We start from the raw sequence: 18,562 nt of genomic DNA on the forward strand, positions 1-18,562 counted from the left end.
CAAGCTAGGGCCGACGTCGGTGTACGGACACACGCGCTCGCGGGTTGGCTGTGCAGGACCTTCCCTAACCCCATCATCGGACGCCGACATGCCGAGCGAGAAAATCTAGGACCGCCCCTGCGAAAGCGTCGTTGCGATCGCCGGCGACCATATGTCCGGCGCCGCGCACATCGGTGAACTCGACTTGCGGAAACCGCGAGAGAAATTGGTCGGCGCTTTCTTGGCGGACGATGTCGCTGACTTGGCCGCGCACGAGAAGCACCGGCACTTCGTCGCGCAGGATCGTCGCAACGGCTGCATTCATGCGGTCGACGTCGGTGACCTCTACGGGAGGAAACGCCGCGATACCACCGATGAACTGCGGATCCCAGTGCCAATACCAGCGATCACCGCGGCGGCGCAGGTTGGCCACCAAGCCATCCGGATCCGAAGGCCGCGGCCGATGCGGGTTGTAGTTGGCGATGACGTCAGCCACCTCGTCCAACGAGCCGAACCCCGATTCCACCCGTTCGGCCATGAACGCGTGGATCCTGCTCGCCCCGGCCAGGTCCATATTCGGCACGATGTCCACCAGCACCACTGCGCTGGCAATGCCCGGCGAGAGCTCCCCCGCCAGCAGCATCGCGGCAAACCCACCCAAGGAGGCGCCCACCAGCGCCGGCTGCCCAGGCAGGTTGCGCAGCACTTCCTGGATATCGCCGGCGAAGCTGACCAACCGATAGTCGCCTTCGCTCGACCAGTCGGATTCGCCATGCCCGCGCAGATCGATCGTGACCGCTTGCCAGCCACGTTCGGCGACAGCGGCTGCGGCCCGACCCCATGAGCGTCGCGTCTGTCCACCGCCATGCAAGAACACCACGGCACGCGCTCGCGGGTCTCCCAAGCGGTCGGCGACGATACGGACACCGCCCGGCCCGTGGACCGAGAACGATTCAGCTGCCATTGATATCGGGTCCATCAGGGGATCCAGAACCATCCGTTTGCATGCCCTACCACGATCCTGTCCTACCGAGCGGCCCGCAGTCACCCCAGATTCGGCGTCAATCCGGCACCCGGTTCGTGGTCCATCCACGGAACCCAAGGCGCCATTTTCGCAGTGATTGCACGCTCGGCGAAAGGTGTTACCCAGACGCTACAGCTATGCGTGCCCGTAGAATGCAAATCCCTGCTCGCGGTCGAGGTAGGTATCGGCCTTGTTCTTGATGAAAAACACATAGACAATCAGCGAGACCGCTATGCACGCGGTCACGTAGGCGATGAACATCGGCACCTGATCGCGTTCCTTAAGAGCCTGGTAGATCAGCGGCGCGGTGCCGCCGAAGACCGAGTTCGCCAGTGCATAGCCGACTCCGACACCAAGGGCGCGCACGTGCGCGGGGAACAGTTCGGACTTGACCAGTGCATTGATCGAGCAGTATCCGGTCAGAATCACATAGCCGACGGCCACCAATAGAAACGACATTGTCGGCGAACGTGTTTCGGGAAGATAAGTAACAAGGACGTAGGTATAGATGAGTCCGCCGACGCCGAACCACAGCAGCAGTGGCTTGCGGCCGATCTTGTCGCTGATCATGCCCCCGATGGGCTGCAGCATCATCAACAGAATCAGACCAACCAGGTTGATCCAAGTAGCGGTCATCGCCTGCGAACCGTAGACACTCTTGACGATCGCAGGTGCATTGACGCTGTAGGTATAAAACGCGACCGTGCCGCCCAACGTGACGAGGAAACAGAGCAGCAATGGCTTCCAATAGTGGGTGGCCAGTTCACGGAGCGACCCGGAGTCGTGGTCCCGCCCGGCCTTGATCGCAGTCAGGCGTTCCTGACTGAGCGATTCATCCATCGTGCGCCGCAACCAGAACACCACGATCGCGGCGCCACCGCCTACGGCGAAGCCGATGCGCCAGCCGAATTCGTGAACCTGCTCGCGGGTGAAGACCGCCAGGATGACTAGCAGGGTGAACTGGGCAAGCACGTGCCCACCCACCAGCGTCACATACTGAAACGACGAGAAGTAGCCGCGCCGCTCCCGCGTCGCGGCCTCAGACATGTACGTCGCCGACGTGCCGTACTCTCCGCCGGTCGCAAATCCCTGGACGAGCCGACACAAAATAAGCAGGATCGGCGCAGCGACGCCAATGCTCGAGCGAGACGGCACCAACGCCACGATCAGCGAACAGGCGGCCATCAGCGACACACTGAACGTCAGCGCGGCCCGGCGGCCGCGGCGGTCGGCAAACCGACCAAAGAACCACGATCCGACGGGCCGGGTCACGAAGGTAACAGCGAAGATCGCGTAGACATAGACCGTCGAGTTGCGATCGGCCCGATCAAAGAATTGGTCCTCGAAATACGTAGCGAACACGGTGTAGACGTAGACGTCATACCACTCGACCAGATTGCCCGACGATCCCCGGATCGTGTTCCAAATGGCCCGACGGGTCTCGGCCTGACTCGGGCGCGATGGAGGTGCAATGGAAACGGTCATGGTGTCCTCCATGCGATTCGCATTGTCGCGCCGTCTGACGGTCACCATAGTGACCGACGTCAGCACCCGCCGTGCAGGGCTGGAGCGTGGTCGGTTTTGACTCTGCGGTCAAGGTGACGTCCCTCGGCGTGTCGCCGGCGTGGATGCAGACTCGATGCCGCTCTTTAGTGCAACTAATTTCGTTGAAGTGCCTGCGAGGTATAGGACTTCACGATTGGTTAATGTAGCGTTCACCCCGTGTTGGGGTCGATTTGGCCGGACCAGTCGTCACCAACGCTTGGCGTGCGCGCCAGGCGGGCGATCAGATCGCTTGACTACCAATCAATCTTGAGCTCCCGGGCCGATGCTCGGGCTAAATGAGGAGGAGCACGCGTGTCTTTCACTGCGCAACCGGAGATGTTGGCGGCCGCGGCTGGCGAACTTCGTTCCCTGGGGGCAACGCTGAAGGCTAGCAATGCCGCCGCAGCCGTGCCGACGACTGGGGTGGTGCCCCCGGCTGCCGACGAGGTGTCGCTGCTGCTTGCCACACAATTCCGTACGCATGCGGCGACGTATCAGACGGCCAGCGCCAAGGCCGCGGTGATCCATGAGCAGTTTGTGACCACGCTGGCCACCAGCGCTAGTTCATATGCGGACACCGAGGCCGCCAACGCTGTGGTCACCGGCTAGCTGACCTGACGGTATTCGAGCGGAAGGATTATCGAAGTGGTGGATTTCGGGGCGTTACCACCGGAGATCAACTCCGCGAGGATGTACGCCGGCCCGGGTTCGGCCTCGCTGGTGGCCGCCGCGAAGATGTGGGACAGCGTGGCGAGTGACCTGTTTTCGGCCGCGTCGGCGTTTCAGTCGGTGGTCTGGGGTCTGACGGTGGGGTCGTGGATAGGTTCGTCGGCGGGTCTGATGGCGGCGGCGGCCTCGCCGTATGTGGCGTGGATGAGCGTCACCGCGGGGCAGGCCCAGCTGACCGCCGCCCAGGTCCGGGTTGCTGCGGCGGCCTACGAGACAGCGTATAGGCTGACGGTGCCCCCGCCGGTGATCGCCGAGAACCGTACCGAACTGATGACGCTGACCGCGACCAACCTCTTGGGGCAAAACACGCCGGCGATCGAGGCCAATCAGGCCGCATACAGCCAGATGTGGGGCCAAGACGCGGAGGCGATGTATGGCTACGCCGCCACGGCGGCGACGGCGACCGAGGCGTTGCTGCCGTTCGAGGACGCCCCACTGATCACCAACCCCGGCGGGCTCCTTGAGCAGGCCGTCGCGGTCGAGGAGGCCATCGACACCGCCGCGGCGAACCAGTTGATGAACAATGTGCCCCAAGCGCTGCAACAGCTGGCCCAGCCAGCGCAGGGCGTCGTACCTTCTTCCAAGCTGGGTGGGCTGTGGACGGCGGTCTCGCCGCATCTGTCGCCGCTCAGCAACGTCAGTTCGATAGCCAACAACCACATGTCGATGATGGGCACGGGTGTGTCGATGACCAACACCTTGCACTCGATGTTGAAGGGCTTAGCTCCGGCGGCGGCCGCCCAGGCCGTGCAAACCGCGGCGCAAAACGGGGTCCAGGCGATGAGCTCGCTGGGCAGCTCGCTGGGTTCTTCGGGTCTGGGCGCTGGGGTGGCCGCCAACTTGGGTCGGGCGGCCTCGGTCGGTTCGTTGTCGGTGCCGCCAGCATGGGCCGCGGCCAACCAGGCGGTCACCCCGGCGGCGCGGGCGCTGCCGCTGACCAGCCTGACCAGCGCCGCCCAAACCGCCCCCGGACACATGCTGGGCGGGCTACCGCTGGGGCACTCGGTCAACGCCGGCAGCGGTATCAACAATGCGCTGCGGGTGCCGGCACGGGCCTACGCGATACCCCGCACACCGGCCGCCGGATAGCACGACCGGTTTGCGCGGATGCGTCGGCGTTGTTCCCCGCCGCGGTTGGCGTGCTCTGGCAATCTGGTCTAAGGGACCCGACCCCACCGGGCGGACCCCACGGCATCGAGGGGCTGTCGATGGCATTCGAAAAGCCGTCACCGGTAACGGCATTGACGCAGGAACTACGATTCGCGACGACCATGACGGGCGGCGTCAGCCTCGCGATCTGGATGGCCGGTGTTACGCGGGAGATCAACCTGCTCGCGCAGGCCTCACAATGGCGCAGGCTGGGGGGAACCTTCCCGACCAACAGCCAACTCACCAACGAGTCAGCCGCTTCCCTGCGGCTCTACGCTCAACTAATCGACCTCCTCGACATGGTCGTCGACGTCGACATCTTGTCGGGAACAAGTGCGGGCGGCATCAACGCGGCTTTGCTTGCGTCATCCCGAGTCACCGGGTCTGACCTGGGCGGGATCCGCGACCTCTGGCTCGATCTTGGGGCCTTGACCGAGCTTCTCCGAGATCCGCGGGACAAGAAAACACCGTCCCTCTTGTACGGCGACGAACGCATATTCGCCGCTCTGGCCAAGCGGCTTCCCAAGCTGGCGACCGGGCCGTTCCCGCCCACGACCTTTCCGGAGGCCGCGCGCACCCCGTCCACCACCCTGTACATCACGACGACGCTGCTAGCCGGGGAAACAAGCAGATTCACCGACTCATTCGGCACTCTCGTCCAGGATGTCGACCGCCGCGGTCTGTTCACCTTCACCGAAACCGACCTGGCGCGGCCAGACACGGCGCCGGCGCTGGCACTAGCAGCGCGCAGTTCCGCCTCATTCCCACTTGCGTTCGAACCCTCCTTTCTGCCGTTCACGAAGGGAACCGCCAAGAAGGGAGAGGTGCCGGCTCGACCGGCGATGGCGCCGTTCACCAGCCTTACCCGTCCGCACTGGGTTAGCGATGGTGGCTTGCTGGACAACCGGCCAATTGGCGTTTTGTTCAAGCGCATCTTCGACCGTCCAGCCCGACGGCCGGTTCGCCGGGTGCTCCTGTTCGTCGTACCATCGTCCGGACCCGCACCCGACCCGATGCATGAGCCACCACCGGACAACGTCGACGAGCCACTCGGGCTCATCGACGGGCTGCTGAAGGGCCTGGCCGCGGTCACCACCCAGTCGATCGCGGCCGACCTACGCGCGATCCGCGCCCATCAGGACTGCATGGAAGCGCGCACAGATGCCAAACTGCGGCTCGCAGAGCTGGCGGCAACGCTGCGGAACGGCACACGGTTGCTCACCCCGTCCCTGCTCACGGATTACCGGACCCGCGAGGCAACCAAGCAGGCCCAGACCCTCACCAGCGCTCTGCTGCGCCGGCTTTCCACCTGTCCGCCGGAGTCGGGCCCGGCAACCGAAAGCCTTCCCAAGAGCTGGTCAGCCGAACTCACCGTCGGTGGTGACGCCGACAAGGTGTGCCGGCAGCAGATCACCGCGACGATCCTGCTTTCTTGGTCGCAGCCGACCGCCCAGCCGCTCCCACAGAGTCCAGCCGAGCTGGCTCGGTTCGGTCAGCCGGCCTACGACCTTGCAAAAGGATGCGCGCTCACCGTCATCCGGGCGGCATTCCAGCTGGCACGTTCGGATGCTGACATCGCCGCGTTGGCGGAAGTCACCGAAGCAATCCACCGGGCGTGGCGACCGACCGCGTCATCCGATCTCAGTGTGCTAGTGCGGACGATGTGTAGCAGACCAGCGATCCGACAAGGGTCGCTCGAGAACGCCACTGACCAGCTCGCTGCCGACTATCTCCAACAATCCACGGTGCCCGGCGACGCTTGGGAGCGGCTCGGTGCCGCCTTGGTGAACGCCTACCCGACCTTGACGCAACTTGCCGCCAGCGCTTCAGCCGACTCGGGTGCCCCGACAGACTCTCTGCTCGCCCGGGACCATGTTGCAGCCGGTCAGTTGGAAACGTACCTCAGCTATCTGGGGACCTATCCAGGGCGTGCCGACGACTCGCGCGACGCACCGACCATGGCATGGAAGCTATTCGATCTCGCCACGACGCAGCGCGCGATGCTCCCGGCCGACGCAGAGATCGAGCAAGGCCTCGAACTCGTGCAGGTTAGCGCCGACACCCGCAGCCTGCTCGCACCTGACTGGCAGACAGCCCAGCAGAAGCTCACCGGCATGCGCTTGCATCATTTCGGTGCGTTCTACAAGAGGTCATGGCGAGCCAATGACTGGATGTGGGGCCGACTCGACGGAGCGGGATGGCTCGTCCACGTGCTGCTAGACCCGCGCCGGGTGCGCTGGATCGTCGGGGAGCGCGCCGATACCAACGGGCCGCAGAGCGGTGCACAATGGTTCCTAGGCAAACTCAAAGAACTTGGGGCACCTGACTTTCCGAGTCCGGGCTACCCGCTGCCGGCGGTCGGCGGCGGGCCGGCCCAACATCTGACCGAGGACATGCTGCTCGATGAGCTTGGCTTCCTGGACGACCCAGCAAAGCCGCTGCCGGCCAGCATTCCGTGGACCGCGCTGTGGTTGTCGCAGGCGTGGCAACAACGAGTCCTCGAAGAGGAATTGGACGGACTGGCCAACACGGTGCTCGACCCACAGCCCGGAAAATTGCCGGACTGGAGCCCGACGAGTTCACGAACATGGGCGACCAAGGTATTGGCCGCTCACCCTGGCGACGCCAAATATGCTCTGCTGAACGAAAATCCAATCGCAGGCGAAACATTCGCCAGCGACAAGGGCTCACCACTGATGGCGCACACGGTCGCCAAAGCCGCCGCGACTGCGGCCGGAGCGGCCGGCTCGGTCCGGCAGCTGCCCAGTGTATTGAAGCCACCACTGATCACGTTGCGGACACTCACCCTCAGTGGATACCGAGTGGTCTCGTTGACCAAAGGCATTGCCAGATCGACCATTATCGCCGGCGCGCTGCTACTTGTGCTCGGCGTCGCGGCGGCGATCCAGTCGGTGACCGTGTTCGGAGTCACTGGCCTGATCGCGGCCGGGACTGGGGGCTTGCTGGTCGTCCTAGGCACTTGGCAGGTCTCCGGCAGGCTCCTTTTTGCACTGCTGTCTTTCTCGGTTGTCGGCGCGGTACTCGCGTTGGCGACGCCCGTCGTACGCGAATGGCTGTTCGGCACCCAGCAGCAGCCCGGCTGGGTAGGCACTCACGCGTATTGGCTTGGCGCCCAATGGTGGCACCCCCTGGTCGTCGTCGGGCTCATCGCACTGGTGGCCATCATGATCGCAGCGGCCAACCCAGGACGACGGTGACGATGCGTGCGGTGATCCGGAATTCAGGAACCGAGGCCCGCGGCGCCGTCAGCCGCCGCCAACTGATCGAGCGCTTCGCCGGTGTAGACGGCGAGCCGCTGCAGGTGTGGCAGTGTGTCACGGCAGCCGATGAATCCAAAGTTCAGCGTGCCGGCGTAACTCTGCAAAGTAACGTTGAGAGCCTGGCTGTGCGCCACCAGGGAGACCGGATAGGACGCCTCCATCCGGCTGCCCCGCAGGTAGAGCACGTCCTCGGGCCCCGGCACATTGCTGACACACAGGTTGAACGTGTACGGCCAGGGTGGCTTCACCCCACTGAGCGTGCTGGCCAACTGCACCCCGTACGGCGCCATCAACGCGGCGCTATAGGCCAGGATCGCGTCCTTGTCCATGGACCTCAGCTGAGCCTTGGCCGCGCGGGTTGACGCCGTGACCGCCGCCAGCCGCTGCACCGGATCGGCAACGTCGGTACCCAACGTCGCCAGGATGGTCGCGACCGCGTTGCCGCCGCCCTCGTCGTCCTTGGGTCGCACGTTGACCGGCAAGACCACGATCAGCGACTTGTTGGGCAGCTCACCCAGCTCGTCCAGAAAACGTCGTAAGCCGCCTCCGATGATCGCCAACGCGACGTCGTTGATTGTGGCATCATATTGAGCCCCAATGGCTTTCAGTCGATCCAGCGGATATTGCTGGGTGGCGAAGCGGCGGTTGCGGCTGATGCGGGTGTTGAGTATGCAGTGCGGCGCTTGCACCGAGCCGACGAGGTTGAGGTACTCGTGATCACTGCGCAGCTGGGCGTTGACCAGCGCCTTGGTGAGCTCGAACGTCGATCGTCCCGCACCGGCCACCGAACCTAAGACGCTACCGACCCCGCTGACCAGCCCGCCCAACCCCCGCACCACGTCGCCCAGGCCATCGAGCACGTTACCGGCCCCAGCTATCAAACCGCCGCCGACGGAGTCTTGAGTGTCGGCGGGTGATCGGCCAGGTGTGGGAATGTTGAAGAACAACGGGTGGGTGGTGTCGTGCGGGTCGGTGGACAGGCTGCGGGCCAGCATTTTCTGGCCGGTATAGCCGTCTATCAACGAGTGGTGCATCTTGATGTAGATCGCGAACCGGCCACCTTCGAGGCCTTCGATGAAATGCACTTCCCACGGCGGACGGCGTAGGTCCAGGGCGTGACTATGCAAGCGGGACACCGGGATCCCGAGTTCACGCTCGTCGCCAGGGCTGGCCAGCGCCGACCGGCGCACGTGGTAGTCCAGGTCGAAGTTGTCATCAACGACCCAGGACTGCGTGGGATGGTATAGCAGCTCCGGATGGCTCAGTCTTAGGCTCCAGGGTTCGACGACCTCGCTGGCCTTGCTTTCGTCGACGAGTTGGCGCAGCAAGTCCGGCGGCGCACCCGAGGGCGGCGTGAACGGCATCAACGCACCAACGTGCATCATCGTGGTCGACGATTCGGAGTACAGGAAAAACATGTCCTGCGGACCCAACCGCCGGGCCGTCTGGCTCACGGGCCACTCCTTCGTTGGAGGCATTCTCAGGCCGTCTAGCGCCGCCAGATAACTACCGTAGATGATCGCGGCCGTGCGTTGTACGCCGCATCACATCGCGTGAACTCCGTTGTAGAGCAGCAGTAAACCGATCACGACCAGAATGGCCGCGACCATCCCGGCATGGTTCTTCTCCATCCAGTCTTTAAGTCGTTCCAGCGAATCGTCGAGTCGGTCACCGGCAGCCACGTAGGCCAATATCGGGATCGCGACCGTGGATGCAGCCAACATGGCAAAGAATGCCGTGTAAATCCAGGAACCCGCGGCGCCGTGGCCGCCGCTGCCGATGGCCAATCCGGCCGCCGCGCAAATGATCAGCACCTCGGGTCTCACCACCACCAGCACGGCCCCTACCAATCCGGCGCGTGCCGGGGTGAAGCTGGCGAATGCGCGCATCCAGCCCGGCATTTCGGTGTGGCGATGCCGGGTCAGCCACCGAAGCACGCCGAACACGATCAGTGCCGACCCGAGGACCACCCGTAGCCAGGATGCCCAGGCCGGCGATGTTGTGCTCAAACCGCCAAGTGCGCCGGAGGCCGCAACAAAGACGGCGGTCACCACGGCCAAGCCCAACAGCCAGCCGCCCAGGAAGGCCAGGCTGCTCGGCCGCGGCTGCGGCGAGTGTACGACCAGTACCGCTGGGATCACCGACAACGGCGAGAGCGCAATGACCAACGCCAGCGGCACGAGCCCGGTGAGCACGGAGACCCAATGACCTGCCACGGGCAGCAATCCTCGCATTGACACCGCCTCGGTGACCACCGAGCGCCCCAATTCGACGAAATTGCGCGCACCCAACCGCCGTTCGGGCTGTTGATAGCCATCGCGAGACGTCGATCGCCGAAACGTACGTGCAAAGACGGCGGCTTGGTGAGCCGACGATTAACGACGCTGCCCGGCCAAACGCTCGCCCTGACAGAATTGCGACCCGAAGTCCACCGTCACGGTCGACGGCGTGCGGAACTGAGCGGCGAAGGTGAGCTGGGGATCCACCGGCGCCTGATCGAGCCCCAGTCGCTTTGTCTCGAGGTTGATCTCCACGGTATCGGGGGCAGTTCTGCGCGCATTGGTGTTCCGGTCCGGCCGCATGTTCGGCTCGGTGCCTCTGCTTTCGCCGGGCTTTCTGATGGCAAGTTCATCGGTGTCCTGCTGCGGGCCCAGCTCGGCGAACTCCTTGCCATTGTTGGCGATGGTGTAGGTCAGCAGGTAACCGGCAAAGCCCGACGCAAACGAGCCCGATGGCGACGGTGGCAGCGGCTCGGCGAATCGAACTACCAGCCGAAGGACCGCGCCTCGGGGATGCGAGACGTCCACGGAGGCCACGGTAATGGTCGCGGGCGGTGTCGGCCCGGGCCGCAACTGGCAACTGAGTCGCTTCGGCAGCTGCGACCAGTCGTCTGGCAGCGGCCTGATCCAGGCGTAGACCGCGACACCTACCATCGTCAGCACTGCCGCGACCGGAACTGTCAACCGCAGGCCGGCCGGCATGCCCAGCCAGCGGCTCCGGAGACCGTCGACACGCAGGGCCAGCGGTGATCGTGGTGCAGAGGGGTTGGGTCGACGATGTCTGGTCCAGCGGTCACCGTCCCAATATCGTTGCCCCGCTGAACCGTCAGGATCGGTATACCATCCTGCCGGCGGCGAAGTCGCCACGTCGTGCTCCATTCAACAGTCGGTAAGGATCAGCTGCGGTGCCGCTCCTCGCGGACTACGGCGGCGCATCGAACAACTCCGGTAGCGAATCGAGGATCTGCACGTGGTCGCCGCGCCACGCAAACCCCACAATCGTCAAGATGCCATCTTGGCAGCCGTCACAGCTTTGACGTGTCCGATAGCTCAGCACCACGATGTCGTTTGTGGATGCCGGACCGATCAAATTGGTGAACGGGTAGGCCCTCGGCGTTGCGGTTCCGACGAACGTTCCCCGATGAAACATCAGCGCCTGGTCCGGGGAGCTGTTGGTGGCGTCTTGCACCGTCACCAGCACCGCGGACAGGTCCGCGCACGGGTCGTAGTTGCTGTCCTCCGGCGTACTATTCCACGGCCTGCCGGTTTTGGAATCGGGGGCAAGCTGGGCCAGCGCGGCGCGCACGGCCGTTGCCTCGTCCGGCCCACACGGGCCAACCTGGGATGCCGGGGAAGTGGGGCGCGCCGGTGCGGACGTCGTTGCCGGCGCCGCCTGGTTGGCACCTGGTCGGACCCGATGCATACCGGCGTACGCAACGACCGCGGCAGCCACACAGGCCAGGACCACGAGCGCCACCAGCCAGGCGGTGGGCCAAGACCCGCCTGGGGCGGGCGGAGTGGTATCGACGTCATCGGACGGCTGGTATGCCGGCGCAGGCCAGTCGGGGTCAATCTCGTCAGACACCTAACCCGCTAACCCTCCCGGTACCCGCCCGCTGGCTGTGCGATACTTGCCGAGCTTGCCGAATTGTAGCCAGAACGTGCAGGTAGCGGAAACAAGCGGGCCGTCTCGAGGGGCCCCGCCGGCCGGTGAGGCTGACCACATCCAGCATTCTGATAGCTGGCTTCACAGCAATCTGGCCCCATACTAGACGTCATGCAGCAAGCGACGGCACCGCAACCGCTGGCAGCGCGCCAGTTGGTTCGACGGCGCCTGGCCGAGGCATATGATGGCGCGTTCTGAGGGCAATCGCCCACGCCATCGCGCTGTGCCTCAGCCGTCGCGGATCCGCAAGCGGCTGTCGCGGGGCGTTATGACGCTCGTGTCGGTGGTTGCCCTGCTGATGACCGGCGCAGGGTATTGGGTAGCCCACGGCGCGCTGGGCGGCATCACCATTTCGCAGGCCCTAACCCCCGAGGATCCCCGTTCCAGCGGCAACAACATGAACATCTTGCTCATCGGGCTGGACTCGCGCAAAGACCAGGAAGGCAACGACCTGCCCTGGTCGGTCTTGAAGCAGCTACACGCGGGCGATTCCGACGACGGCGGCTACAACACGAACACGCTGATACTTGTGCACGTCGGTGCCGATGGCAAAGTGGTGGCCTTCTCGATCCCCCGCGACGACTGGGTGCCCTTCACCGGCGTTCCGGGATACAACCACATCAAGATCAAAGAGGCGTACGGGCTGACCAAGCAATACGTGGCAGAACAGCTGGCCAACCAGGGTGTGAGCGACCGGAAAGAGCTCGAGACCCGGGGCCGTGAAGCTGCCCGGGCCGCGACCCTGCGGGCGGTGCGAAGCCTGACCGGCGTCCCGATCGACTACTTCGCCGAGATCAATTTGGCCGGTTTCTACGATTTGGCCCAGACCCTCGGCGGCGTTGATGTGTGCCTGAACCATGCCGTCTACGACTCGTACTCCGGAGCCGACTTCCCCGCCGGGCGTCAACGGTTGAATGCCGCGCAGGCGCTGGCGTTTGTCCGGCAGCGTCATGGCCTAGACAACGGGGACCTGGACCGCACCCACCGCCAGCAAGCATTCCTGTCGTCGGTCATGCGCGAACTTCAGGATTCGGGCACCTTCACCAACCTGGACAGGCTCGACAACCTGATGGCCGTGGCACGCAAAGATGTGGTGCTGTCGGCCGGCTGGGACGAGGACCTGTTCCGCCGGATGGGCGACCTGGCGGGCGGTAACGTCGAATTCCGGACGCTGCCCGTGGTGCGCTACGACAACATCGACGGCCAGGATGTCAACATTATCGACCCGACCGCGATCCGGGCCGAGGTAGCGGCGGCATTTGGCAGCGCGCCGCCAACGTCGCAGACCGCCGCGGCCGCCAAACCTAACCCATCCACCGTCGTCGATGTGGTCAATGCCGGCAGCATCAGCGGACTGGCCAGCCAGGTCTCCGGTGCGCTGCTGAAGCGCGGCTACACCGCGGGTCAGGTGCGTGACCGCGAATCCGGCGATCCGTTCACCACCGCCATCGAGTACGGTGCCGGCGCGGAAACGGACGCCCAGAACGTGGCAGACCTGCTCGGTATCGACGCCCCCAACCATCCCGATCCCGCCGTCGCGCCCGGACACATCCGTGTGACGGTGGATACCAACTTCTCCCTACCGGCACCCGACGAGGCCACCGCCGCCGCGACGTCCACCGAAACCAGCACATATCCGCTGTACGGCGGCGGCACCACCACCGACCCGACACCGGACCAAGGGGCGCCCATCGATGGCGGCGGCGTGCCCTGCGTGAACTAGGTAAGTTATCCGACCACTCCACGCAGCCCGTCGGCGCCGAACACCGGCTCCAGCATGGGCGAGAAGTCCGGGCCCCTTCGCAGCATGTGGCCGCCGTCGACGTTGATGACCTGTCCGGTGATCCAACTGGCCGCGTCGCTGAGCAAAAACATTGCTAGGTTCGCGACGTCTTCGACCTCACCCACCCGCGGTAATGGCGTGCAGACCCGGTAGTCCGCGCTCAGCTCCGGCGACTCTGTGACGGGCACAACCAGATCTGTACGGATCAGGCCCGGGCGGATGCTGTTGACCCGTACCCACGACGGCCCGAGTTCGTCAGCGGCCAGTTTCATCATGTGGTCAACGGCCGACTTGGTGACCCCGTAGGCGCCGAACCAGCGATGGGTGTTGCTGGCCGCGATCGAGGAGATGCCGACGAACGAACCGCCGCCGCCGCGTACCAATTCCCGCGCGGCGTGCTTGAGCACGTACATGGTGCCATTGACATTGAGGTCCACGGTGCGCCGCCAGGCCTGCGAGTCGATCTGGGTGATTGGCCCAATGGTCTGAGACCCGCCCGCGCAATGCACCACACCGTGCAGCCGGCCATGCCACGCGGTTGCCGCGTCCACCACACGCAGGGTCTGCTCCTCGTCGGTGATGTCGGCCGGCTCATAGCCGATCGCTCCGGTCTTGAGCGCCTCGATGTCTTTGACAGCCGCCGCCAGCTTGTCTGGATTTCGTCCCACGATCATGACGGCGGCTCCAGCCGCGACCAACCCGGCGGCCACCCCCTTGCCGATTCCGCTGCCACCTCCGGTGACCAGGTAGGTCCGGTCTTGGAAAGAAAGCTGCACTTGAGGCCCCTCACGCCGAAACTGAAACAGGTTCTCGCCATTTTGGACCATGCGGCCCGTCACTTGCGCCGAAGGTGAACTCACGGCGAGGTTTCGCGGCGCTCGCGAATTCATGCCCTCAGTTCACGTTCGACGTTCGTGATCAACGGTGCCGCCATCGTGGAGGGATTCCATAGGTTGCGGCTTGTTGCCACATTGCGGCCAGTGTGCGCCGCCGGGTGCGCGTCCACGGTAGGCTTCAACCACGAATTATCGGGCAACGATATCGGAGTCGGAGTTGGCAATAACTGGTTCGGCCGCACCGTCATGGCCGCGACTATTGCACGCCGAGGGCCCCCCTTCCGTCATTTGTATACGGCTGTTGGTGGGGTTGGTGTTTCTCAGTGAGGGAATCCAGAAATTCATGTATCCAGATCAGCTGGGTCCGGGCCGCTTCGAGCGGATCGGCATCCCCGCCGCCACGTTCTTCGCCGATCTGGACGGGGTGGTCGAGATTGTCTGCGGCACACTGGTCCTCCTCGGCCTGCTGACCCGGGTCGCGGCGGTGCCGTTGCTCATCGACATGGTGGGAGCGATCGTGCTGACCAAACTCCGAGCACTGCAGCCGGGCGGGTTTCTCGGGGTAGAGGGCTTCTGGGGCATGGCCCACGCTGCCCGGACCGACCTGTCGATGCTGCTCGGATTGATCTTCCTGCTGTGGTCCGGCCCCGGCCGGTGGTCACTAGATAGGCGACTGTCCAAACGCGCCACGGCTTGCGGCGCGAGGTGAACCCGCGACGTAGCGCGACCGATGCACCGGACTCAACGACGAGTCAGCGGTGGCGTCGCGAATGAACTGCCCGATCTGACGCAACGAACGGGTCGCTTCGGGCACCAGCGGTGTGGCGAGTTGGAAAAGATGAGCCTGACCGGGCCAAACCCGTACCTCGGCACAGACGCCTGCCGCCGCCAGCTTGCCGGCGCCCAGCTGCGCGTCGTGCAGCAGCACTTCGGAGCCGGAAACGTGAATAAGTGTCGGCGGCAAGCTGGATTCGATATGGTCGAGCGGCTCATAGAGGTCTTCGGGCCTGCCGTCGACCATGTTCTTGGCAGCGGCCGCCCTGACCCATGCCGCCAAGGCATCGAATGCCCGCGCCGGAAACATCGCGTCGGTCCCGATGTTGGGATGGTCCTGCTTGGGCCCCTTGGCCAGCTGCAGCAACGGAGAGATGGCCACTATTGCCGCCGGTTTCTCGTCGTCGCACTGCAGCCGCTGCGCAAGCGCGAGCGCAAGGTAACCACCCGCGGAATCACCGGCCAACACGATCTGTTCCGGCCGGTATCCGCGCGCCCGCAACCATTGGTATGCATCGTGGCAGTCGTCGAGCGCCATCCCCAGCGAATGCTTAGGGATCAGCCGATAGTCGACTATCAACACGGGTGATTCGGCAAATCCTGACAGCGCGTTGACGATCCTGCTGTGCGAATTCGGCCTGCACATGACAAACGCGCCGCCGTGCAAATAGAGCACCACCCGCCCAGCGCCGTCGGCCGCCCGCACCCCAGGCGCACGCACCAACTGGGCGGTAGCATTCGGCAAATTTATCGTTGTTCGGACCGTGCCCTGCCCGGGGCGCCAAACCCTGCATGCGAAGTCGACGAACCCCAACGGCAGAGGCAGGGGCGATAGGTAACTGCCCACAGTCATAAGTGGCTTGATCGTCATGCGCGATGCCAGTGCCGCCAACCGACCTGCAACACTAGGGCCGCTTTCGGTGATCTCGATGGGAGCCCCGTCCCAGCACGAATCGGAATTCGAGCATCCCGACGATTGCAGGGGCCGGCGTGCGTAATACGAGGACATTTTCAGCACGTTTCGCCGGAATGTGGCCGGTGGTTGGCGTTAGCTGCACGGAAGCGCCTGAGCTGGCCCGCCGTCACCGCCCGATTTATCAATCGCAAATCTCGCACTTCCCGTTTACGTAGTTGCTCCAACCAGACGCAGCCCAATTCGGGCTCCTCCCCCCATCAATCATTCGGTGGCGCGAAGTTCACCAGAGTCCCGGACACGCTCACGCGAACTACCTGCATTTAGGGGATCACAGGCACCTTGAAATGCATCGGTGTATGACTGGGAGTTTGCTGTACGTCTATTGGTAAGTGCGAATTCGCCGCCGGCTACCCGCACCCCGTAGAATCGCAAGCCGATATCGGCTTGGTCACCTGAGGTGTTCTATGCGGGAGTTTCAGCGGGCCGCGGTGCGCCTGCACATCCTGCACCACGCTGCCGACAACGAGGTGCACGGCGCGTGGCTGACCCAAGAACTGAGCCGGCACGGCTACCGGGTCAGCCCCGGCACGTTGTACCCGACCCTGCACCGGCTCGAAGCCGACGGCCTGCTGGTGTCCGAGCAACGGGTCGTCGACGGCCGCGCGCGCCGCGTCTACCGGGCTACCCCGGCTGGCCGGGCAGCACTGACCGAGGATCGCCGGGCACTGGAAGAGCTGGCCCGCGAAGTCCTCGGCGGGCAATCGCACACCGCTGGTAACGGGACCTGAACCGCGTCGACGGTACCCATCGCCGGGGCCAAACCGTGACGACGTCTGCAGCGCAATGCGGGCTTGGCTTACAGTTATGTAATGTCTACCAAATCTGACCACGGCGAAATCGGTGACGTCGAACCGCTGGCAGACAGCACCGCGAGCCAGGCCAGGCGAGTCGTCGCCGCATATGCGAACGACGCCGACGAGTGTCGGATCTTCCTGTCCATGCTCGGTATTGGACCGGCCAAACTCGAGAGCTAATGGCTCCCTCGGGAGGCCAGGAGGCGCAGATTTGCGATTCGGAGACCTTCGGGGACTCTGACTTCGTGGTGGTAGCCAATCGACTGCCCGTCGATCTGGAGCGTCTTCCCGACGGCAGCACAACCTGGAAACGCAGCCCCGGAGGCTTGGTCACCGCCTTGGAGCCGGTGCTGCGGCGTCGGCGCGGGGCCTGGGTCGGCTGGCCCGGCGTTAACGACGACGGGGCCGAACCCGACCTCCACGTGCTGGACGGCCCCATCATCCAAGACGAGCTGGAACTTCATCCGGTACGGCTGAGCACCACGGACATAGCTCAGTACTACGAGGGATTCTCCAACGCCACACTGTGGCCGCTGTACCACGACGTCATCGTCAAGCCGCTCTACCACCGCGAATGGTGGGATCGCTACGTCGACGTCAACCAGCGCTTTGCCGAGGCCGCGTCGCGCGCCGCCGCCCACGGCGCAACCGTGTGGGTACAGGACTACCAGCTGCAGCTGGTACCGAAGATGCTGCGCATGCTGCGGCCCGATCTGACCATCGGTTTCTTTTTGCACATCCCGTTCCCGCCGGTAGAGCTGTTTATGCAGATGCCGTGGCGCACCGAGATCATCCAGGGCCTACTGGGCGCCGACCTGGTGGGCTTCCATCTTCCGGGCGGTGCCCAGAATTTCCTGATCCTGTCCCGGCGTCTGGTCGGCACCGACACTTCCCGCGGAACCGTCGGTGTGCGGTCGCGGTTCGGTGCGGCGGTGCTCGGGTCCCGCACCATACGAGTTGGCGCCTTTCCTATCTCGGTTGACTCCGGCGCGCTCGACCACGCTGCCCGCGACCGCAACATCAGGCGCCGGGCCCGCGAGATTCGCACCGAACTGGGAAATCCGCGCAAGATCCTGCTCGGTGTTGACCGGCTCGACTACACCAAGGGCATCGACGTACGGCTGAAGGCCTTTTCCGAGCTGCTGGCCGAGGGCCGCGTCAAACGCGACGACACCGTCCTGGTCCAGCTGGCTACCCCGAGCCGCGAGCGGGTGGAGAGCTACCAGACGCTGCGCAACGACATCGAACGCCAGGTCGGCCACATTAACGGCGAGTACGGTGAGGTTGGCCATCCGGTAGTGCATTACCTGCATCGACCGGCTCCGCGCGACGAGCTTATCGCTTTCTTCGTGGCCAGCGACGTCATGCTGGTCACCCCACTACGCGACGGGATGAACCTGGTGGCCAAGGAGTACGTCGCTTGCCGCAGCGATCTTGGCGGTGCCCTGGTGCTCAGCGAATTCACCGGGGCCGCAGCCGAACTCCGGCACGCATACCTGGTCAACCCGCACGACCTGGAAGGCGTCAAGGACGGGATAGAGGAAGCGCTCAACCAGACGGAGGAGGCGGGCCGGCGGCGAATGCGGTCGCTGCGACGCCAAGTGCTCGCCCACGACGTGGACCGCTGGGCACAGTCGTTTCTCGACGCTCTCGCCGGGGCACACCCGAGGGGCCAAGGCTAACGGTCAAGCCGCTCCCGCTCGCGAGCAGACGCAGAATCGCCCATTTCGGCACGAAATTGGGCGAT

The 18,562-nt window shown here is 64.6% G+C and carries 16 protein-coding genes; 8 read left to right on the plus strand and 8 right to left on the minus strand.

Going from position 1 to position 18,562, the window contains the following annotated elements; genetic code table 11:
• Positions 1-73: 73 nt before the first annotated feature.
• The gene (locus FF952_RS18325; protein WP_003913481.1) at positions 74-976 is read right to left on the minus strand and encodes an alpha/beta fold hydrolase; all 903 of its coding nucleotides are present in this window, start codon (positions 974-976) and stop codon (positions 74-76) included.
• 162 nt (positions 977-1,138) lie between these two features.
• Positions 1,139-2,488, minus strand: a complete 1,350-nt coding sequence (locus FF952_RS18330) for an MFS transporter (RefSeq protein WP_003901651.1) — start codon at positions 2,486-2,488, stop codon at positions 1,139-1,141.
• 372 nt (positions 2,489-2,860) lie between these two features.
• Between FF952_RS18330 and FF952_RS18335 the strand changes: the two genes are divergently transcribed.
• From FF952_RS18335 to FF952_RS18345, 3 genes are read left to right on the plus strand one after another with little or no spacing between them, the layout of a single operon-like run.
• Positions 2,861-3,157 carry a PE family protein gene (locus tag FF952_RS18335; protein ID WP_003418781.1) on the plus strand — a complete coding sequence of 99 codons (297 nt, stop codon included), beginning with the start codon at positions 2,861-2,863 and terminating at the stop codon, positions 3,155-3,157.
• Between the two features lie 36 nt (positions 3,158-3,193).
• Positions 3,194-4,366 (plus strand): PPE family protein PPE60, encoded by a 1,173-nt coding sequence (gene ppe60, locus FF952_RS18340; protein ID WP_003905090.1) that lies wholly within the window; start codon positions 3,194-3,196, stop codon positions 4,364-4,366.
• 29 nt (positions 4,367-4,395) lie between these two features.
• Positions 4,396-7,644: a patatin-like protein gene (locus tag FF952_RS18345; protein ID WP_116198332.1), complete on the plus strand. Its 3,249-nt coding sequence runs from the start codon at positions 4,396-4,398 to the stop codon at positions 7,642-7,644.
• A gap of 23 nt (positions 7,645-7,667) precedes the next feature.
• On the opposite strand, the gene FF952_RS18350 is transcribed toward FF952_RS18345, so the two are convergent.
• The 4 genes from FF952_RS18350 to FF952_RS18365 form a co-directional block, all read right to left on the minus strand.
• Positions 7,668-9,161 carry a WS/DGAT/MGAT family O-acyltransferase gene (locus FF952_RS18350; RefSeq protein ID WP_003905092.1) on the minus strand — a complete coding sequence of 498 codons (1,494 nt, stop codon included), beginning with the start codon at positions 9,159-9,161 and terminating at the stop codon, positions 7,668-7,670.
• 90 nt (positions 9,162-9,251) lie between these two features.
• Positions 9,252-9,941 carry a GAP family protein gene (locus FF952_RS18355; protein WP_003418922.1) on the minus strand — a complete coding sequence of 230 codons (690 nt, stop codon included), beginning with the start codon at positions 9,939-9,941 and terminating at the stop codon, positions 9,252-9,254.
• Positions 9,942-10,082: 141 nt separating this feature from the next.
• On the minus strand, positions 10,083-10,865 hold the full coding sequence (locus FF952_RS18360; RefSeq protein ID WP_003418925.1) for a DUF2510 domain-containing protein: 783 nt from the start codon (positions 10,863-10,865) through the stop codon (positions 10,083-10,085).
• 43 nt (positions 10,866-10,908) lie between these two features.
• Positions 10,909-11,571: an LppP/LprE family lipoprotein gene (locus tag FF952_RS18365; protein ID WP_003418931.1), complete on the minus strand. Its 663-nt coding sequence runs from the start codon at positions 11,569-11,571 to the stop codon at positions 10,909-10,911.
• A gap of 265 nt (positions 11,572-11,836) precedes the next feature.
• On the opposite strand from FF952_RS18365, the gene FF952_RS18370 reads away from it, so the two are divergent.
• Complete coding sequence (locus FF952_RS18370; protein WP_003900866.1) at positions 11,837-13,375, plus strand: LCP family protein; 1,539 nt, start codon at positions 11,837-11,839, stop codon at positions 13,373-13,375.
• Positions 13,376-13,380: 5 nt separating this feature from the next.
• On the opposite strand, the gene FF952_RS18375 is transcribed toward FF952_RS18370, so the two are convergent.
• A complete protein-coding gene (locus tag FF952_RS18375) occupies positions 13,381-14,211 on the minus strand; it encodes an SDR family oxidoreductase (protein ID WP_003912250.1) in 831 nt (276 codons plus the stop codon).
• Positions 14,212-14,530: 319 nt separating this feature from the next.
• On the opposite strand from FF952_RS18375, the gene FF952_RS18380 reads away from it, so the two are divergent.
• Complete coding sequence (locus FF952_RS18380; RefSeq protein ID WP_003418942.1) at positions 14,531-14,980, plus strand: DoxX family protein; 450 nt, start codon at positions 14,531-14,533, stop codon at positions 14,978-14,980.
• Here FF952_RS18380 and lipF read toward each other — a convergent pair.
• Complete coding sequence (lipF, locus tag FF952_RS18385) at positions 14,933-16,054, minus strand: carboxylesterase/phospholipase LipF (protein ID WP_205850679.1); 1,122 nt, start codon at positions 16,052-16,054, stop codon at positions 14,933-14,935. The two genes, FF952_RS18380 and lipF, sit on opposite strands and share 48 nt — an antisense overlap.
• 371 nt (positions 16,055-16,425) lie before the next feature.
• On the opposite strand from lipF, the gene FF952_RS18390 reads away from it, so the two are divergent.
• From FF952_RS18390 to otsA, 3 genes are all read left to right on the plus strand, one after another.
• The gene (locus FF952_RS18390; protein ID WP_003418948.1) at positions 16,426-16,749 is read left to right on the plus strand and encodes an Rv3488 family transcriptional regulator; all 324 of its coding nucleotides are present in this window, start codon (positions 16,426-16,428) and stop codon (positions 16,747-16,749) included.
• A gap of 81 nt (positions 16,750-16,830) precedes the next feature.
• Positions 16,831-16,995: a hypothetical protein gene (locus FF952_RS18395; RefSeq protein ID WP_003418950.1), complete on the plus strand. Its 165-nt coding sequence runs from the start codon at positions 16,831-16,833 to the stop codon at positions 16,993-16,995.
• Positions 16,995-18,497 (plus strand): trehalose-6-phosphate synthase, encoded by a 1,503-nt coding sequence (gene otsA, locus FF952_RS18400; RefSeq protein WP_003418951.1) that lies wholly within the window; start codon positions 16,995-16,997, stop codon positions 18,495-18,497. Before FF952_RS18395 ends, otsA begins: the two co-directional genes overlap by 1 nt.
• Positions 18,498-18,562: the final 65 nt, after the last annotated feature.

The sequence above is a fragment of the Mycobacterium tuberculosis complex sp. N0072 genome (genome assembly GCF_030323725.1).
Classification (GTDB): Bacteria; Actinomycetota; Actinomycetes; order Mycobacteriales; family Mycobacteriaceae; genus Mycobacterium; species Mycobacterium tuberculosis.